The following is a 17,214-nucleotide window of genomic DNA, read 5'->3' on the forward strand; positions in this document are numbered from 1 at the left end:
CCTCCTTTATCCCTCTCTTATATCTACTAAATATGAGGTATTCATTGAAACATCATCGTGTGTTCCCATATTTTCAAATACATACTCTGCCATATCTATGATTTGAAATGCAATTGGACATCCAGAACCTTCCCCTAATCTCATTTCTAAATTTAGCATTGGTTTTAACCCTAGTTCATCAAATACGTACTTTGCACCAGGTTCAGCTGATAAATGAGAAGGTATTATGTATTCTCTTACATAAGGGTTAAGCTTAGTAGCACAAAGAGCTGCCACAGAAGATATAAATCCATCTATAACAACAGGCTTTTTATTTTTAGCTGCAGATAAACATAAGCCACACATACCACCTATATCAAATCCTCCTACCTTTGATATAACATCTATAGGATTATCTTTATTAGGTTTATTAATAGCTATAGCCTTTTTTATGATTTCTTTTTTACATATGTGTTGTTCCTCTGTAAGCCCTGCTCCTTTTCCACAAATCAAATCTACATCTAAACCTGATAAACTTGATAGTACTGCTACTGTAGTAGAGGTATTTCCAATTCCTACTTCTCCTGTTCCTAATATATCATACCCTTTAGCAAATATTTCATCTGCAACTTCAATACCTATTTCTATAGATTTAACTGCCTCATCATAGGTCATTGCTGGTCCTTTTGTAAAATTCTTAGTACCATCTGCAATCTTTCTATCTAGTACTTGAGGATTGTCCACTTTTCCTTTTATGCCTAAATTAACAGTAAAAATATCCGTACCTGTATATTTACCTAGTGTAGCAACTCCTGTTAGCCCTTTTGGCATACTCTCTGCTAATATTTTTGTAAATATTTGTGGTGCAGAACTTACCCCCTCATCTACAACTCCATTATCACTGCACATTACAGCTATAGCTTTTTTATCAAATTTATTAATTACTTTTCCACTCATACCACATATCTTAATAATAATCTCTTCTAATGCCCCTAAACTTCCTATTGGCTTAAGTAGTCCATCCCACTTCTTTCTAACTTCTTCTTTTACTTTTTTATCTGGTTCAGTGATTTTACTTAAAGTTTCTTTTAACAAATTCAAAATCTGCCACCTCCAATAGTTTTATTCCTCTATTCTTGATATAATAAAAAAGCACTAAGAAATTTCTTAGTGCTTTTTTTCTTACCCGGCGGCGACCTACTCTTCCACACCGTCTCCAGTGCAGTACCATCGGCGCTTTGAAGCTTAACCTTCGTGTTCGGTATGGGAACGGGTGTTACCTTCAAGCCATAACCACCAGATGCCATTCTTCTCAAAATCTTCGATTTTTTAGAATAATGGTACTCCTCAGCTTTGCTGAGTGAGTTTCATTAGAGAAATTTATTCTCTCAAAATTGCACAGTGTACTTTATTTGATCAAGTCCTCGATCTATTAGTATCAGTCAGCTCAATACATTACTGCACTTACACCTCTGACCTATCAACCTGGTAGTCTTCCAGGGATCTTACTAGTTAAACTATGGGAAATCTAATCTTGAGGTGGGCTTCACGCTTAGATGCTTTCAGCGTTTATCCCTTCCCGACATAGCTACCCAGCTGTGCTCCTGGCGGAACAACTGGTGCACCAGAGGTCAGTCCATCCCGGTCCTCTCGTACTAAGGACAGCTCCTCTCAAATTTCCTACGCCCACGGCGGATAGGGACCGAACTGTCTCACGACGTTCTGAACCCAGCTCGCGTGCCGCTTTAATGGGCGAACAGCCCAACCCTTGGGACCGACTACAGCCCCAGGATGCGACGAGCCGACATCGAGGTGCCAAACCTCCCCGTCGATGTGGACTCTTGGGGGAGATCAGCCTGTTATCCCCGAGGTAGCTTTTATCCGTTGAGCGATGGCCCTTCCATACAGAACCACCGGATCACTAAGCCCGACTTTCGTCCCTGCTCCACCTGTATGTGTCGCAGTCAGGCTCCCTTCTGCCTTTGCACTCTACGCGCGATTTCCGACCGCGCTGAGGGAACCTTTGGGCGCCTCCGTTACCTTTTAGGAGGCGACCGCCCCAGTCAAACTGCCCACCTAACAATGTCCTGTGACCAGATTCATGGCCTCCAGTTAGAATTCCAGTACTGTCAGGGTGGTATCCCAAGGGCGACTCCATAGAGACTGACGTCCCTACTTCTAAGTCTCCCACCTATCCTGTACAGACAATACCGAAATTCAATGCTAAGCTACAGTAAAGCTCTACGGGGTCTTTCCGTCCAACCGCGGGTAGCAAGCATCTTCACTTGCACTACAATTTCACCGGATTTGCTGCCGAGACAGTGCCCAAATCATTACGCCATTCGTGCGGGTCGGAACTTACCCGACAAGGAATTTCGCTACCTTAGGACCGTTATAGTTACGGCCGCCGTTTACTGGGGCTTAAGTTCATAGCTTCGCTTGCGCTAACTATTCCCCTTAACCTTCCAGCACCGGGCAGGCGTCAGCCCCTATACATCAGCTTACGCTTTAGCAGAGACCTGTGTTTTTGATAAACAGTTGCTTGGGCCTTGTCACTGCGGCCTGCTCTCGCAGGCACCCCTTCTCGCGAACTTACGGGGTCAATTTGCCGAGTTCCTTAGCAGCAATTCTTCCGACGGCCTTAGGATTCTCTCCTCATCTACCTGTGTCGGTTTGCGGTACGGGCACCACTTTGCTCCATAGAGACTTTTCTTGGCAGCATGGAATCAGATACTTCGCCAAAATAGGCTCCCCATAACACCTCAGACTTCGCGTTGAGCGGATTTGCCTGCTCAACATCCTAAGTGCTTAGACGCACATCCAATAGTGCGCACATCCTATCCTTCTGCGTCATCCCATTTGTCAAACGCATTATGGTGGTACTGGAATATCAACCAGTTGTCCATCACCTACGCTTTTCAGCCTCGGCTTAGGTCCCGACTAACCCTGGGAGGACGAGCCTTCCCCAGGAAACCTTAGATATTCGGCCAACAGGATTCTCACCTGTTTCTCGCTACTTATGCCAGCATTCTCACTTCTATACTGTCCACCGCTCCTTACGGTACAGCTTCAACCTGTATAGAAAGCTCCTCTACCACGTGTCTTACGACACATCCATAGCTTCGGTGGTAAGTTTTAGCCCCGGACATCTTCGGCGCAGGATCTCTCGACTAGTGAGCTATTACGCACTCTTTAAATGAGTGGCTGCTTCTAAGCCAACATCCTAGTTGTCTTAGAAATCCCACATCCTTTACCACTTAACTTACACTTTGGGACCTTAGCTGATGGTCTGGGCTCTTTCCCTTTTGACCACGGATCTTATCATTCGCAGTCTGACTGCCGGGGTACAAGTATATGGCATTCGGAGTTTGATAGGGTTCAGTAACTGTTGTCAGCCCCTAGCCCATTCAGTGCTCTACCTCCACTACTTAATTACCCGACGCTAGCCCTAAAGCTATTTCGAGGAGAACCAGCTATCTCCGAGTTCGATTGGAATTTCTCCGCTATCCACAGCTCATCCCATGGTTTTTCAACACCAACGTGGTTCGGACCTCCACGAAATTTTACTTTCGCTTCATCCTGGCCATGGATAGGTCACCCGGTTTCGGGTCTACGATATGCAACTAGTTGCCCTATTCAGACTCGGTTTCCCTTCGGCTCCGCACTAGAGGTGCTTAACCTTGCTGCATATCGTAACTCGCTGGCCCGTTCTACAAAAAGTACGCGGTCACACATTAAAGTGCTCCCACCGATTGTAGGCACACGGTTTCAGGCTCTATTTCACTCCCCTCCCGGGGTTCTTTTCACCTTTCCCTCACGGTACTGCTTCACTATCGGTCACTAGGTAGTATTTAGCCTTGGGAGATGGTCCTCCCTGCTTCCCACAAGGTTTCACGTGTCTCGTGGTACTCTGGAGTAGATCTGCTTCTCTTTTCTTTTTGCCTACAGGGTTATTACCTTCTGTGACTGAACTTTCCAGTTCTATTCGGCTAAGAAAATCGAAGATTTATGATCTATCCTCAACCCCAGAAACAAAGTTCCTGGTTTGGGCTCTTCCCCGTTCGCTCGCCGCTACTTAGGGAATCGATTTTTCTTTCTCTTCCTCTGGGTACTTAGATGTTTCAGTTCCCCAGGTGTACCTCTATATGCCTATGTATTCAGCATATAGTACTCAGCGTTAGCTAAGTGGGTTTCCCCATTCGGAAATCTGCGGATCACAGATTATTTGCATCTACCCGCAGCTTATCGCAGCTTATCACGTCCTTCATCGGCTCCTAGTGCCAGGGCATCCACCGTGCGCCCTTTTTTACTTGATCTTCATTCGTATATTTTCATTCCTAATCCTTGTTAAGAATCTCTAAATCTTGTTTCCTGTAACAAGATTACAAAATTTTTAATCAGCTTTACTTCTCATTGAAGTATTCTAGGTTTAATCTTTATATACACTGTGCAATTTTCAAAGAACAAATTTTGAAAGACATTAGTCTCTCAAAATTAAACAGAATTAAGTATCCAGTCTATGAAAGCTTTGCTTTCATTTCTCCCTAGAAAGGAGGTGATCCAGCCGCAGGTTCTCCTACGGCTACCTTGTTACGACTTCACCCCAATCACCAATCCCACCTTCGGCCGCTGGCTCCATAAAGGTTACCTCACGGACTTCGGGTGTTACCGGCTCTCATGGTGTGACGGGCGGTGTGTACAAGACCCGGGAACGTATTCACCGCGACATGCTGATTCGCGATTACTAGCAACTCCAACTTCATGTAGGCGAGTTTCAGCCTACAATCCGAACTGGGACCGGCTTTTGAGTTTAGCTCCCCCTCACGGGATTGCATCTTATTGTACCGGCCATTGTAGCACGTGTGTAGCCCTAGACATAAGGGGCATGATGATTTGACGTCATCCCCACCTTCCTCCACGTTAACCGCGGCAGTCTCGTTAGAGTGCTCAACTTAATGGTAGCAACTAACAATAAGGGTTGCGCTCGTTGCGGGACTTAACCCAACATCTCACGACACGAGCTGACGACAACCATGCACCACCTGTCTTCCTGCCCCGAAGGGCTTCCTCCGTTACGAGTAATTCAGGAGATGTCAAGTCTAGGTAAGGTTCTTCGCGTTGCTTCGAATTAAACCACATGCTCCGCTGCTTGTGCGGGTCCCCGTCAATTCCTTTGAGTTTTAATCTTGCGACCGTACTCCCCAGGCGGAATACTTATTGCGTTTGCTGCGGCACCGAAGGTGGTACCCTCCGACACCTAGTATTCATCGTTTACGGCGTGGACTACCAGGGTATCTAATCCTGTTTGCTCCCCACGCTTTCGTATCTCAGCGTCAGTTATGGTCCAGAAAGCCGCCTTCGCCACTGGTGTTCTTCCTAATCTCTACGCATTTCACCGCTACACTAGGAATTCCACTTTCCTCTCCCACACTCTAGATATCCAGTATCAAATGCAGCGCCCAGGTTAAGCCCGGGAATTTCACATCTGACTTAAATATCCGCCTACATACTCTTTACGCCCAGTAAATCCGGACAACGCTTGCCACCTACGTATTACCGCGGCTGCTGGCACGTAGTTAGCCGTGGCTTCCTCCTTAGGTACCGTCATTATCGTCCCTAAAGACAGAGCTTTACAATCCGAAGACCTTCATCGCTCACGCGGCGTTGCTGCGTCAGGGTTTCCCCCATTGCGCAATATTCCCCACTGCTGCCTCCCGTAGGAGTCTGGACCGTGTCTCAGTTCCAATGTGGCCGATCACCCTCTCAGGTCGGCTACGCATCGTCGCCTTGGTGAGCCCTTACCTCACCAACTAGCTAATGCGCCGCGGGCCCATCTTAGTGCGGATTACTCCTTTGATTATTCTACCATGCGGTAGAATAATGTTATGCGGTATTAATCTCCCTTTCGGGAGGCTATCCCCCTCACTAAGGCAGGTTGCCCACGTGTTACTCACCCGTCCGCCGCTAGAATCCCTCCCGAAGGAGTTCTTCTCGCTCGACTTGCATGTGTTAGGCACGCCGCCAGCGTTCGTCCTGAGCCAGGATCAAACTCTCAATTTAAAAGATTACTAGAAATCTTCGATTTCGTGTAAGCTTTTACTCCTCAGCTCTGCTGAGTGAGTTTCCTTAGCTCTACTCATAAGTTATTGACTGGCATTTATTTACCTTAATTCTGTTTAATTTTCAAAGACCAAATCTTTTATTTTTCGTCGTCTCTCTCGTGACGACATGGATTATCTTATCAAAATTAATATTATTATGTTATTTATTATTTATTATTACATCAATTTATAACGATATTTCTAACTCTTTTAAGCTTATTCTACATTTTTTATACAGTGATACTCTTGGCAAGGTATACGATATATGATAAAATTGCGATGCAATTTTCTTAAGTGCACCTAAATATGAAGTTTAAATAAACGCTAATGATTGTAAGCCTGATATTAGATTTGTCTGTATGTGTATTTAATTTTATAAAAATGCTTTTCTTTAATAAATGTGAATAATCTTTTTAATATTGAACCGGAGTATGAGATTTGCATTGTAGAAAGCGTTGAACAAGCGTTAGAAGCTCTTTGTTTATGGATTTAAAATACCGTAAGAACCTTCTATTGTCTGAACGGTAGTGAGTTTAGAAGGTTTAGGGGTTTTGAATCCAGAAATATTAGAGCTTCTTTGCGTAGTGAAGCTTTCCTAAATGCAAATCTCATACGGAGGTTCAATATTAAAGATTGTCACAATTTATTTCTATTACGGCATTTTCCCAAGGCTCATATTCTTTACCGCTTCTTTTATTTCTGACATAGTTTTACCTATGCTGCTCTCAACTGCAGCAGTAATAGCACCTTCTACAATTGCGGTATCTATTATCTCTACCTTATTTTTCATATTTTCTTCAAGAAATTCAAGTGCCATTTCTGCATTCATATATGCACTGCCTAAATCAAATATAATCAAAACTCCATCTTCAGAATAAACTTCATTTATGGCATTTGAGATTTTCTCCATATCTGTTCCTAATCTTCCATCATTAGTCCCTCCTGCTGCTGCAATAGGAACACCTGCTGCCATTTGACTTGCAAGTTCTTTTACTCCTTGTGCTACTTTCTCGCTGTGAGATACTATTACTAATCCTACCATGTACTTCTCTCCTTTACTTTCAGCTATATATAGAAGACCTTAGATGAACTCTTTCAGTAAATCTAAGGCCCTTTTAATTTAAAATAATTTTTTATCTATTACTATCCTTAAATTTCTTTGTATATAGTTTCTAAAATCAAAGCACTGGAAGTAGCTCCTGCATCTTGATGCCCTATGCTTCTCTCTCCTAAGTAACTAGCTCTACCTTTTCTTGCTGCTATTTCTTTTGTATGTTCTACTCCTTTATAAGCTGCTTCTACCGCCTCTTTTAGAGCTTCTTTTGAAGATAACCCATTTTCTATGGAACTTCTTAAACTATTTAATGCTGGTTCTATAGCATCTATCATGGTTTTATCATTTAATTCTGCTTTGCCTCTCATCTTTATGCCGCCTAAGGCTGCTTCGAGCATTTTTTCAAAATCTTTTATATCAATTTCACTTTTTCCGTTTACCACCATAGCTGCTTTCATAAAAGCTGTTCCATATAGAGGACCTGATGCCCCTCCTACATTTGATACTAAAGCCATACCTGTTTTCTTAAGGATATCACCTATATTGTTTCCACTATCATCTTTTAATTTTTCTTTTACTGCATTGAAGCCTTTGCTCATATTAAGTCCATGGTCTCCATCTCCAATTGCAGCATCAAGCTCTGTCAAGAATAATTTGTTTTCTTCTATAACTTCTCCAATTTTATTTATTATTTCTGTAACTCTTGATCCGTTTACGCTCATTATAATCTCCCCTATTTTTTCTTATAGTACCTTTAAAGCCGGTGTATCTGCTGGTGCATCCAAAAGTTCTTTTAATTCATCATCTAATTTTAATATACTAACTGAACATCCTGTCATTTCAAGTGAAGTCATAAATTCTCCAACTAGAGTCTTATGAACCTTAACTCCTTTTGCTTGTAGCATTTGATTTACTTTTCTATTAACTATATAAAGTTCCATAAGAGGTGTAGCTGCTAGACCATTTACCATAACTGCAACTTCTTCCCCTTCATTTAGAGGCATGTCTTCTAAAATTTTATTTACTAAGTGTTCTGTAATCTCATCAGCTGTTTTTATAGTTTCTCTATGAGTTCCTGGTTCTCCATGAATACCCATTCCAATTTCCATTTCATCTTCTGCCAATGTAAAATTAGCTTTTCCTGCTGCTGGAACTATGCATGGTGTTAAAGCCATTCCCATACTTCTTACATTTTTGATAACCTTTTCAGCAACTGCCTTAACTTCTGCTAGACTTGCCCCTGTTTCAGCCTTTGCTCCAGCTATCTTATGAACAAAAATCGTTCCTGCAATACCACGCCTTCCTGCAGTATAAGTACTATTTTCTACAGCTACGTCATCATTAACTACTACATAATCTACATTAATGCCATCCATTTCGGCCAAATCTTTTGCCATTTCAAAGTTCATTACATCTCCAGTATAGTTTTTAACAACTAAAAGTACACCTGCTCCTCCATCTACAGCCTTAATAGCCTCATATACTGGATCTGGTGTTGGTGATGTAAATACATCTCCAGCTACTGCAGCATTTAGCATTCCTTTTCCTACATATCCTCCATGAGCTGGCTCATGACCGCTTCCTCCACCACTTACTAAAGCAACTTTACCTTGTACTGGTGAATTTTTTCTTACTATGACATTAAAGTTATCTAATTTCCTTATATATTCTGGATGTGCTAGCACCATTCCATCTAGCATTTCTTGTACAACATTCTCTGGATTGTTAATTAACTTTTTCATTATTGTATTCCCCCTCAAAATATTTTTATTGTTTATATAACTTTATTTCTCATGCTGCTGATTTAAAACTAGTTTTTAAAATTTCTTAATATCTACTTAAGCAAAAGTCATGCCAAAATTGTAAAGGACTACATATCAGTAGTCCTGCCTTATATCCATTTTATATTGAGAGAAAATATCAACTTTTTTCTTTTAACAATTGATATTTTTTACCATATTGTTCATTTTTCCCAAGATGTTGTTTTTTCTATTCCATACAACCTTGCTTTAGAAGCTACTGTCTTATGAGTAATCCCAAGAGCTTTTCCAGCAGCATTAAAACTTCCATATTTCTTAAGAGCCTTTTCTATAATAATCTTTTCATACTCTCTCATAGGAAGTATCTCATCGCTTTCTACAACGAATTGTTTTATATTTTCTATTTTCCCAATCTTTTCGCAAGTTTCTTTTGAATCTTTAAGTCCATTTCTAATATATACAGGTAAATCCGAAAGCTGAATTTCATATCCATCAGCTAATGTCATTATTCTCTCTACCAGATTTTCAAGTTCTCTTACATTACCAGGCCACTTATATTCTAAAATTGCTTCCATAGCTTCGTTAGAAACTCCCTTTGCTGGTATGCCCAAATCTTTGCTTAACTTTTCTATGAAATATTCTAAAAGCAGAGCTAAATCCTGTTTTCTTTCTCTTAAAGGAGGTAGTATTATAGGGATTACATTTAATCTGTAATATAAGTCCTCTCTAAATTCTCCTTTTTGCACCATTTCCTCAAGGTTTCTATTCGTAGCAGCAATTATTCTGGTATCAGTTTTTATAGTTTCCTCTCCTCCAACTCTTTCAAATTCCTTTTCTTGTATAACTCTTAGAACCTTTGCCTGCATGCTTTTTTCCATTTCCCCTATTTCATCTAAAAATATAGTTCCATTATTAGCAAGCTCAAATTTGCCTAATTTTCTCTTTATTGCTCCAGTAAAAGCTCCCTTTTCGTGGCCAAAAAGTTCACTTTCTAAAAGATTTGATGGTATAGCGGCACAATTAACCCTTATAAATGGTCCTTTAGCATTAGCACTAGAGTAATGAATTCCTTCTGCAATCAATTCCTTGCCTGTCCCACTTTCCCCTCTAATAAGTACAGTAGCATTTCCTCTAGCAGCCTTACGAGCCATGGCAAGAGCATCTAATATTTTACCACTTTGTCCAATAAATTTTGAAAAGGCAGAGTGAGGTTTTTTGCTTCTTATAAGCTCTTGTTCTAAATATTCAGCCTTCTCTGAAACCTTATTTAGTCTTTCCGATAGCTCCTGTATTTCTGTAACATTTTTAACTACGGATACAACCCCTGCCATTTCTCCATCTACAATTATAGGATTTACGTTAGATACTACAGTAATACCATTAGCTTTATGACTTATGGCTCCTATAATGTTCTTTTTTTCCTTCAAAACTCTACTTCTTGCACCATTAGGAGATATTTCTTTAATATTTTTTCCTAACATATTTTCCTTACTATCCCCTACAATTCTAAGATAAGCACCATTTACATAATCTATGACTCCATTAGCATCTAAAACGCATATTCCATCCTGTACTGACTCTAAAATAAGCTGAAGTCTTTCTTTAAGCTCCTTTACTTCTTTAAGCTCCCCTTTTACCTTTTCAATGTTTGATATATCTTCAAATATCGCTACAGCTCCCTTTGATTTTCCGTCAATTAGTATAGGGCTTCTATTAGTGAGAATAACCCTATTTCCAACTACTTGCCTAGAGGCAATCTCTTCTTTTTTTGTATTTTTGACTATATCTAACCTAGATGAAGATAGCACATCTGTTACTTTCTTTCCTATTACATCAGACGCTTGAATTCCCAAAATTTTCTCAGCAGAAGGATTAAATATAGTTACAATATCATTTTCATCTATTGCCATAATCCCATTTGCTGTATTTTCGAAAACCTGTTCAAGGGTTATTGTATTGTTATTTATTATATTGTCTACTTGCTCTATGGTATTTTCATCCCGTTCACAAAAATCGCTTTCTAAAAAATTAACCATCTCACATAAAGCCAATTCTGTCTCTTCTCCGACAGCTTCAACTGTTATTTCTTCGAACCTCTTGATTTTTAAAAGTACTATAGGCATTAGACTTGTTGCTGGAACCTTCTTTTTGTTTTTATAAGAAATATATAACTCCACATTATACTTTTTTTCAAGTTCATTAGCCTTGTTCACTACCATAGCAGCCATTCTAGCATGAAGTCCTTTTTCATGATGAACTCTTACTTGTCTTTTACTAATCAACTAAATTCCCCCAGTCATAATTATAGAAATTAGTTCTCCTATGTTATATTTTATTTTATCCTAATGATCTCTTTAATTGCAACAATAGCCAAGTTCATATTTTATAAAATAAAAAAGGACTGCCTCTATGATAGTTAAATTAGGCAGTCTTCTTGGTATCCTTATATAAACCTTGCATTATTCTATTCTATTTTCTAGTCCTATTAACTGCTAATACTATAGGAACTGTTACAAAAATAGCAAGAGCAGCTGAATTAAACCCATTGATTATTAAAATAAATAAAGATTTGCTAGCGGCGCCAATTGATATATGTAACGCCTCAGCATAAGCTTTTAAGTAAAGTGCATAAATCACTCCTACTACTCCTATTGTATTAGTAAAAGATCCTATAGCCGCTGATATTGCTAATTTAAGTTTGAACTTTTTTATATTTATATATTTGTAAGCTAAATATGGTGTTACTCCTATTAAAATTCTAGGTAAAACTGCCACTAAAGGATTCATAAATATAAATGATACTGGAGATGGTGTGTTTATAGCTTGAAACATACTAAATAGTCCAAAAAGTAATCCAAGTAACCCTCCGATTATGGGTCCTTCTATTAATGAACCTATAATAACTGGTAAGTGCATTATAGTTAGCTTAAATGGTGGTATTGGTATAAATCCAATTCCTGTTGCTCCCAAGACTATTGTAATTGCAAATAGCATTCCTACTACTGCAATTTGTCTTGTAGTAAACTTTGTTTTGGTTAAAACCTTTTCTTGCATAATAATTTCCTCCATTCTTATTCCCAAATCGGATATAAGTTGTTAAATTAAATTGATTATAAATAATTATACAGTTTGGTTTCACAAGAATACCAACTAGGTATATTTTACTTCAATATTTATTTAAATTAAAATATGATTTAAAGTGAAAAATAACGATTTATCCCAAATATATCCTCATTTCTTCTGTTGAAGTACTTATTATACTGTTTTTTGTTAAATTTATATCAATCTTTCACTTTGTTTATAATTAGAAATAAAAAAACACCTCTTATTGAGGTGTTTTTTTATTGGAGCGGGTAAGGGGAATCGAACCCCTGTGTTCAGCTTGGAAGGCTGACGTTCTACCATTGAACCATACCCGCATATTTTATTAATATTAATTTTTATAATTAGCTTAATTGGTGGGTCTAAATGGACTCGAACCATCGACCTCACGCTTATCAGGCGTGCGCTCTAACCAGCTGAGCTATAGACCCAAAATATGGTGGAGATAAAGAGATTCGAACTCTTGACCCCCTGCGTGCAAGGCAGGTGCTCTCCCAGCTGAGCTATACCCCCATAAACTTTACATACCAAAAATTACTTAACTTAATTTGTTTTTCCTTAGGACAAGTGTTATTTTATCACACATCATTTTTAGGCGAAGCCTATTGTAAATGATTTAATTTAATTATTCTTCTCCACTTTATTATTTCTCACTATATCTTTCCTTTTCTTATATTGACACGCTAGGGAGCGTTTAGTTAAGACTGCCATTGTACTCTGCTAAAAGTGCTTCACATGCAGCTATTTGTGCATCTATACATATTGACATTGCTTCACCCATTCCAAGTTGATTATTCCCTTGCTGCATATATAAATTATTCAATAAATCTTTTAGATTTTCTGCATTGTATCTAGAGCCATTTTCTATAGATGATTTTAATGAATTGTAGGTTTCTTCAAAGACATTATTAAAATGTGCTTCTTCCCAATTATACTCCATGATTTACAATCATCTCCCTTGATATACTATATTATAAGATTCCTTTTAGATATATAGTTCTCAGAAAATTTTATAGACTTTTCCACATAGCTATTTGATATTTTTCCACATAATAATAATTTTATTCACAATTATAATTTATATTCACCATAGATCTGCTATAAAGCTTGCATTATAACTTTACGATAAAATTAGAGTATAAAGTTATTTGTTCGTAAATAAAAAGGTTGGTGATGTTATGGAAGTAAATAATTCTAAACAAATAGAACAATTTATGCAATTTCAATTGATGACAGAAATGTTAAAACAAGCTGCTGGAGACTCTTCTACTTTTCAAATAGCAATGGAAAGTCTTTTAAATGCTGCTACAGATGATAAAGGAAATATTGACTTAAGCAAGTTAGGTTTATCAGATGCAGATTTAAGCAAACTTGGATATGGCGGAGGCGAAAGACTTAATAATATATATAATAATATAAAAACTTCTCTAAGCTCTGGAAACACATCAATAGAGCAGGCTGTAGAAAAAGCATCAAGAAAATATGGTATAGATAAAGACCTTATTATGGCTGTAATAAAACAAGAATCTGATTTTGACCCTAATTCTACTTCTCACGCTGGAGCTCAAGGACTTATGCAGCTTATGCCTGGAACTGCTAGTGATCTTGGAGTTACAAATCCCTATGATATTGAACAAAACATAGATGGAGGAACAAAATATTTAAAATCTATGCTTGAAATGTATAGCAATTCAAAACAACTAGCCCTAGCTGCATACAATGCTGGACCAGGCACTCTTAAACGAAGAGGCGTGGACACTGTAGAAGAAATCTCTAAACTTCCATCTGAAACACAGGACTACGTAAAAAAGATAATGAAATACTACGGGAAATAAGAAAAATGCGCAGCATTTTCTTAAGTGGAGAAGTGGAGGCGCCTATAGGCGCAGTGGAGAGTAGAGAAAAATGCAGTTTAGGGAGTTTATAAAGTTTAGTCGCCGAGCTTAGTTTAGAAAAAATCTACTTATAAAACTTGTTCAACGCTTTCTACAATGCAAATTCCTTGTGTGATGTTCAAATATCTCACCAATGTATCGTAATCTTTAAATAAGATAAATAAAGACAATTAGAGGAGTAGAAATTATCGGAAAATTATGGATGCTTCGCCGCAAGCAAAACTACAATTTAGAACCGCAGGTCCTATTATGTTCATTACAGCTTGCTAGCAATGGCAAATTATAATTAAGCTCTGCTTAATTATTTCCTTACTCCCTAAACTCTCTAAACTGCTCTTTTCTCCACTGGAGCTTTAGCTCCCTCTACTCTCAACTTCTCCACTAGAAATAACTTCATTTTTTTATTTTTCTAATATTGACGGTAAATCTAATATAAAAAATAATATATTTCTATTGTTTTTAAAAAATTTTCAGAATATATTGACAACAATTTTTATAGGGTGTATTATTATACTATAAAGTTCAATAAAATAAAGCTTACAAATATAAAAAGTGGAGGTGTTGCTCATTTATACAGAGTTATAAAATTCTAAAGCTTGGGGGTGATACCACCAATTAAAGGATAGAAGGAGTTAATAGTTTGACAAAGGAGAATAAATTAGAACATAATTAGAGTACATTTATTGTATGGCCATGGATATACAATGAATGTACTCTTTTTATTTTACAAATTCTTTATAATATAGAAATAAGAGCATTACATTAACTTGTAGTACTCTTATTTTAAGAAATCTTTGTAAATTTCAGAAATTCTTATGCATATTCTTCACAGTATACAATCATACTTATTGATGTTCCTGAGCTTCTTCTTTATGCTCTTTTCTATACTTTACCATAAGCTCTGAGAAAAGATCTGCTGATGATGGCGGTGTATAAGTAATAGCATTAGCCCCAGCTTCTATAGTTTCTTTTATAGTCTCTTCACTAGGTCCTCCAGTAGCTATTATAGGAATATTAGGATACTTCTTTCTAATATCTCTAACTATATCTGGAGTTCTTTTAGCTCCTGAAACATTCAATATGCTTGCTCCCGCGTCTATTCTTGCTTGTATATCCTCATATTCTGATACTACTGTTATTACTACAGGAATATCTATAGTTTTCCTCACTTGGTTTAAAACTTTATTAGATGTCGGGTTATTTAATACAACTCCTAAAGCTCCTTTAAACTCCGCATCTAAAGCTAAATTTACTACTCTTTTTCCAGTTGTTACTCCTCCACCTACCCCGCAAAATACTGGCACATCTGCTGACATAACTAAAGCTGCTGTTATTAGTGGTTGAGGGGTAAAAGGATATACAGCCATTACAGCATCTGCATTTGTATTTCGTATAACTGCTACATCTGTACTAAATACTAAGGATTTAATTCTTTTTCCTAGAACTATTATACCACTTGACTCTCTTATAATAGCAGGCATCTTTATCATATGACTTCTTAAATTTCCATTTAACTCTGGCACATTTTTTTTCATATTTTCTCCCCCTCTTCTTGAATAAAATTTTGCATTGTATCGATGCTTGTGTATCTTTTTCTATCCTGAATTTTAGTATAAAATCTCCTCATATAAATTATATATTATGTTAGATATTTTTCTATACTTTTTTATTTAATTATATTTTTTAATAAAAAAAAGGAGCTGCATTACAGCTCCTATATATTCACTATCTATTGAAGTTTCTGTTGTTTCTTTGTTGTTTTCTGATTTTTCTACATTCTGGGCATCTTACTGGGTCGTTTTCGAATCCTTTTTCTTTATAGAATTGTTGTTCTCCTTCAGTGAATATAAATTCTTTTCCACAATCTTTACATACTAATGTTTTATCTGCCATTTTAAAATTCTCCTCTTTTCTTAAATCGCGACTTACTTTATCACACAAAGGAAGCTTTTTTTATTCGAAAACGCCATTGTACGATACCTCAATCGCTTTATTTATTATATAATTTTATCATATTGCCAAAAAATATTCAATGAATTTATAATGTTTTATTGTATACTTTTTAAAATTTATGTTAAGAATTGTAAGGATAAAATTAAAATTTTAGGAGTGAATTTTATGGATCCTTTAAAAAAACTTATTTTATGTGTATCTACATTAATATTTCTAAAGATTTTAAACAAACTTCTATATCCTATGGAAGATAAAATTAAAAACAGATTTAAACAAGAAATGGCTGTATATGGCTTGATTTCTAGATACTTTTTATCCAATTTAAGTCAAAATGAATTTGAAGAATATTGCAGTTACTTACTAAACAACATAGGGTATTCTAATATAATGCCTATATCTGAAGATTTTACAGGAGGGTTAAGTCTTGTATGTAACAAATCTAGTAATTCTAAAATATATGTAAGCTGCGTTAAATCACCTTATAAGGAAAACAACACAGATGATAACTATGCTATAGTAGGAAGACCTGAACTTCAAAAATTTATAGGTATTATGGTTCATGATAAAGTAAAAAAAGGTATAGTAATCACAACTGGAGATTTTTCTGATTATGCTATTGAATACGTTAATCATCTTCCTTTAGAGTATGACATAAAACTCATAAATGGTATTGAATTATCTAAAATTTCCTGGGAAATCAGACAAAAAAATATTAAAAATCTTTCTCTTGCAAACTTACTTTCATAAGATTAAGGAGGTAATAACATGATTTATGATTACATTACATCCCTTTCAATGCTTTTAGCAAACTTTATAAGTTTTTTGCTGCTCGTTCCTATAAGTATTTCAATTATAAAGACAATTTATAGACTTATAAATTTAGTAAAGACCTACAAAAAGGAAAGCATACATATTGAAATATTAAAAGAAGGAATACTTACTACAGATGATTTGGAGGATCTTTCTCCAAAAGAATTTGAACATTGGTCTGCTTTATTTTTAGAAAAACAGGGCTTTACTGATATAATTGTATCTCCTTACGGTCCAGATGGTGGCAAAGATATAGTTTGCAAAAGAGGTACAGAAACCTATTATGTAGAATGTAAAAAATATTCAAAATCTAATTTTGTAGATGTGGAAATTGCTCGGAAACTTGTTGGTGCTATGGAAGTTGATGAAATCAAAAACGGTATTATAATCACTACAGGATTGCTTACTAAAAGGGCTATAGATTATATTTATTCTTTACCTAAGCCTTACTCTATAACCGTATATGATGGTGCATCTTTAGTAAAAGAGTACAATAATCTTGTAGGTTCCTCCCTTGTTAATGCTTAATAAAAAATTGCACCCTTTATAGAGTGCAATTT

At 37.0% G+C, this 17,214-nt stretch carries 12 protein-coding genes, 3 tRNA genes and 3 rRNA genes; 3 read left to right on the forward strand and 15 right to left on the reverse strand.

Features of this window, described 5'->3' with window-relative positions; translation table 11 throughout:
* Positions 1 to 6: 6 nt before the first annotated feature.
* The 13 genes from cobT to ACFWTK_RS06530 form a co-directional block, all read right to left on the reverse strand.
* Positions 7 to 1,080: a nicotinate-nucleotide--dimethylbenzimidazole phosphoribosyltransferase gene (gene cobT / locus ACFWTK_RS06470; RefSeq protein ID WP_415875243.1), complete on the reverse strand. Its 1,074-nt coding sequence runs from the start codon at positions 1,078 to 1,080 to the stop codon at positions 7 to 9.
* Between the two features lie 83 nt (positions 1,081 to 1,163).
* A 5S ribosomal RNA gene (rrf, locus tag ACFWTK_RS06475) occupies positions 1,164 to 1,280 on the reverse strand.
* Between the two features lie 111 nt (positions 1,281 to 1,391).
* Positions 1,392 to 4,295: ribosomal RNA gene (locus ACFWTK_RS06480) — 23S ribosomal RNA — on the reverse strand.
* A 232-nt stretch (positions 4,296 to 4,527) separates the two neighbouring features.
* Positions 4,528 to 6,039, reverse strand: a 16S ribosomal RNA gene (locus ACFWTK_RS06485).
* Together the 16S, 23S and 5S rRNA genes form the textbook arrangement of a ribosomal RNA operon.
* A 693-nt stretch (positions 6,040 to 6,732) precedes the next feature.
* Positions 6,733 to 7,122 (reverse strand): dihydroxyacetone kinase phosphoryl donor subunit DhaM, encoded by a 390-nt coding sequence (gene dhaM / locus ACFWTK_RS06490; protein WP_415875244.1) that lies wholly within the window; start codon positions 7,120 to 7,122, stop codon positions 6,733 to 6,735.
* A gap of 107 nt (positions 7,123 to 7,229) precedes the next feature.
* On the reverse strand, positions 7,230 to 7,856 hold the full coding sequence (gene dhaL / locus ACFWTK_RS06495; protein ID WP_415875245.1) for a dihydroxyacetone kinase subunit DhaL: 627 nt from the start codon (positions 7,854 to 7,856) through the stop codon (positions 7,230 to 7,232).
* A gap of 21 nt (positions 7,857 to 7,877) precedes the next feature.
* Positions 7,878 to 8,876 (reverse strand): dihydroxyacetone kinase subunit DhaK, encoded by a 999-nt coding sequence (gene dhaK / locus ACFWTK_RS06500; protein ID WP_415875246.1) that lies wholly within the window; start codon positions 8,874 to 8,876, stop codon positions 7,878 to 7,880.
* A 221-nt stretch (positions 8,877 to 9,097) separates the two neighbouring features.
* Positions 9,098 to 11,122: a sigma 54-interacting transcriptional regulator gene (locus ACFWTK_RS06505; protein ID WP_415875485.1), complete on the reverse strand. Its 2,025-nt coding sequence runs from the start codon at positions 11,120 to 11,122 to the stop codon at positions 9,098 to 9,100.
* A 241-nt stretch (positions 11,123 to 11,363) separates the two neighbouring features.
* Entirely contained in the window at positions 11,364 to 11,948 is a 585-nt protein-coding gene (locus tag ACFWTK_RS06510; RefSeq protein WP_415875247.1) for an ECF transporter S component, read from the reverse strand.
* A 291-nt stretch (positions 11,949 to 12,239) separates the two neighbouring features.
* Positions 12,240 to 12,313: transfer RNA gene (locus tag ACFWTK_RS06515), tRNA-Gly, on the reverse strand.
* 37 nt (positions 12,314 to 12,350) lie between these two features.
* Positions 12,351 to 12,427 (reverse strand) — tRNA-Ile (locus ACFWTK_RS06520).
* 6 nt (positions 12,428 to 12,433) lie between these two features.
* A tRNA-Ala gene (locus tag ACFWTK_RS06525) sits at positions 12,434 to 12,509 on the reverse strand.
* Positions 12,510 to 12,690: 181 nt separating this feature from the next.
* Positions 12,691 to 12,936, reverse strand: coding sequence for a hypothetical protein (locus ACFWTK_RS06530; RefSeq protein WP_415875248.1), 246 nt, complete (start codon positions 12,934 to 12,936; stop codon positions 12,691 to 12,693).
* Between the two features lie 238 nt (positions 12,937 to 13,174).
* On the opposite strand from ACFWTK_RS06530, the gene ACFWTK_RS06535 reads away from it, so the two are divergent.
* Positions 13,175 to 13,831, forward strand: a complete 657-nt coding sequence (locus tag ACFWTK_RS06535) for a lytic transglycosylase domain-containing protein (protein WP_415875249.1) — start codon at positions 13,175 to 13,177, stop codon at positions 13,829 to 13,831.
* A 905-nt stretch (positions 13,832 to 14,736) separates the two neighbouring features.
* Here ACFWTK_RS06535 and ACFWTK_RS06540 read toward each other — a convergent pair.
* Both ACFWTK_RS06540 and ACFWTK_RS06545 read right to left on the reverse strand, forming a co-directional pair.
* Positions 14,737 to 15,426, reverse strand: coding sequence for a hydrolase (locus ACFWTK_RS06540; RefSeq protein ID WP_415875250.1), 690 nt, complete (start codon positions 15,424 to 15,426; stop codon positions 14,737 to 14,739).
* A gap of 190 nt (positions 15,427 to 15,616) precedes the next feature.
* Positions 15,617 to 15,784: a zinc-ribbon domain-containing protein gene (locus ACFWTK_RS06545; protein ID WP_061857848.1), complete on the reverse strand. Its 168-nt coding sequence runs from the start codon at positions 15,782 to 15,784 to the stop codon at positions 15,617 to 15,619.
* Between the two features lie 225 nt (positions 15,785 to 16,009).
* Between ACFWTK_RS06545 and ACFWTK_RS06550 the strand changes: the two genes are divergently transcribed.
* Both ACFWTK_RS06550 and ACFWTK_RS06555 read left to right on the forward strand, forming a co-directional pair.
* Complete coding sequence (locus ACFWTK_RS06550; protein ID WP_415875251.1) at positions 16,010 to 16,591, forward strand: restriction endonuclease; 582 nt, start codon at positions 16,010 to 16,012, stop codon at positions 16,589 to 16,591.
* 18 nt (positions 16,592 to 16,609) lie between these two features.
* The gene (locus ACFWTK_RS06555) at positions 16,610 to 17,182 is read left to right on the forward strand and encodes a restriction endonuclease (protein WP_415875252.1); all 573 of its coding nucleotides are present in this window, start codon (positions 16,610 to 16,612) and stop codon (positions 17,180 to 17,182) included.
* Positions 17,183 to 17,214 lie beyond the last annotated feature (32 nt).

Source organism: Clostridium sp., from assembly GCF_047777555.1.
Taxonomy (GTDB): domain Bacteria; phylum Bacillota; class Clostridia; order Clostridiales; family Clostridiaceae; genus Clostridium_H.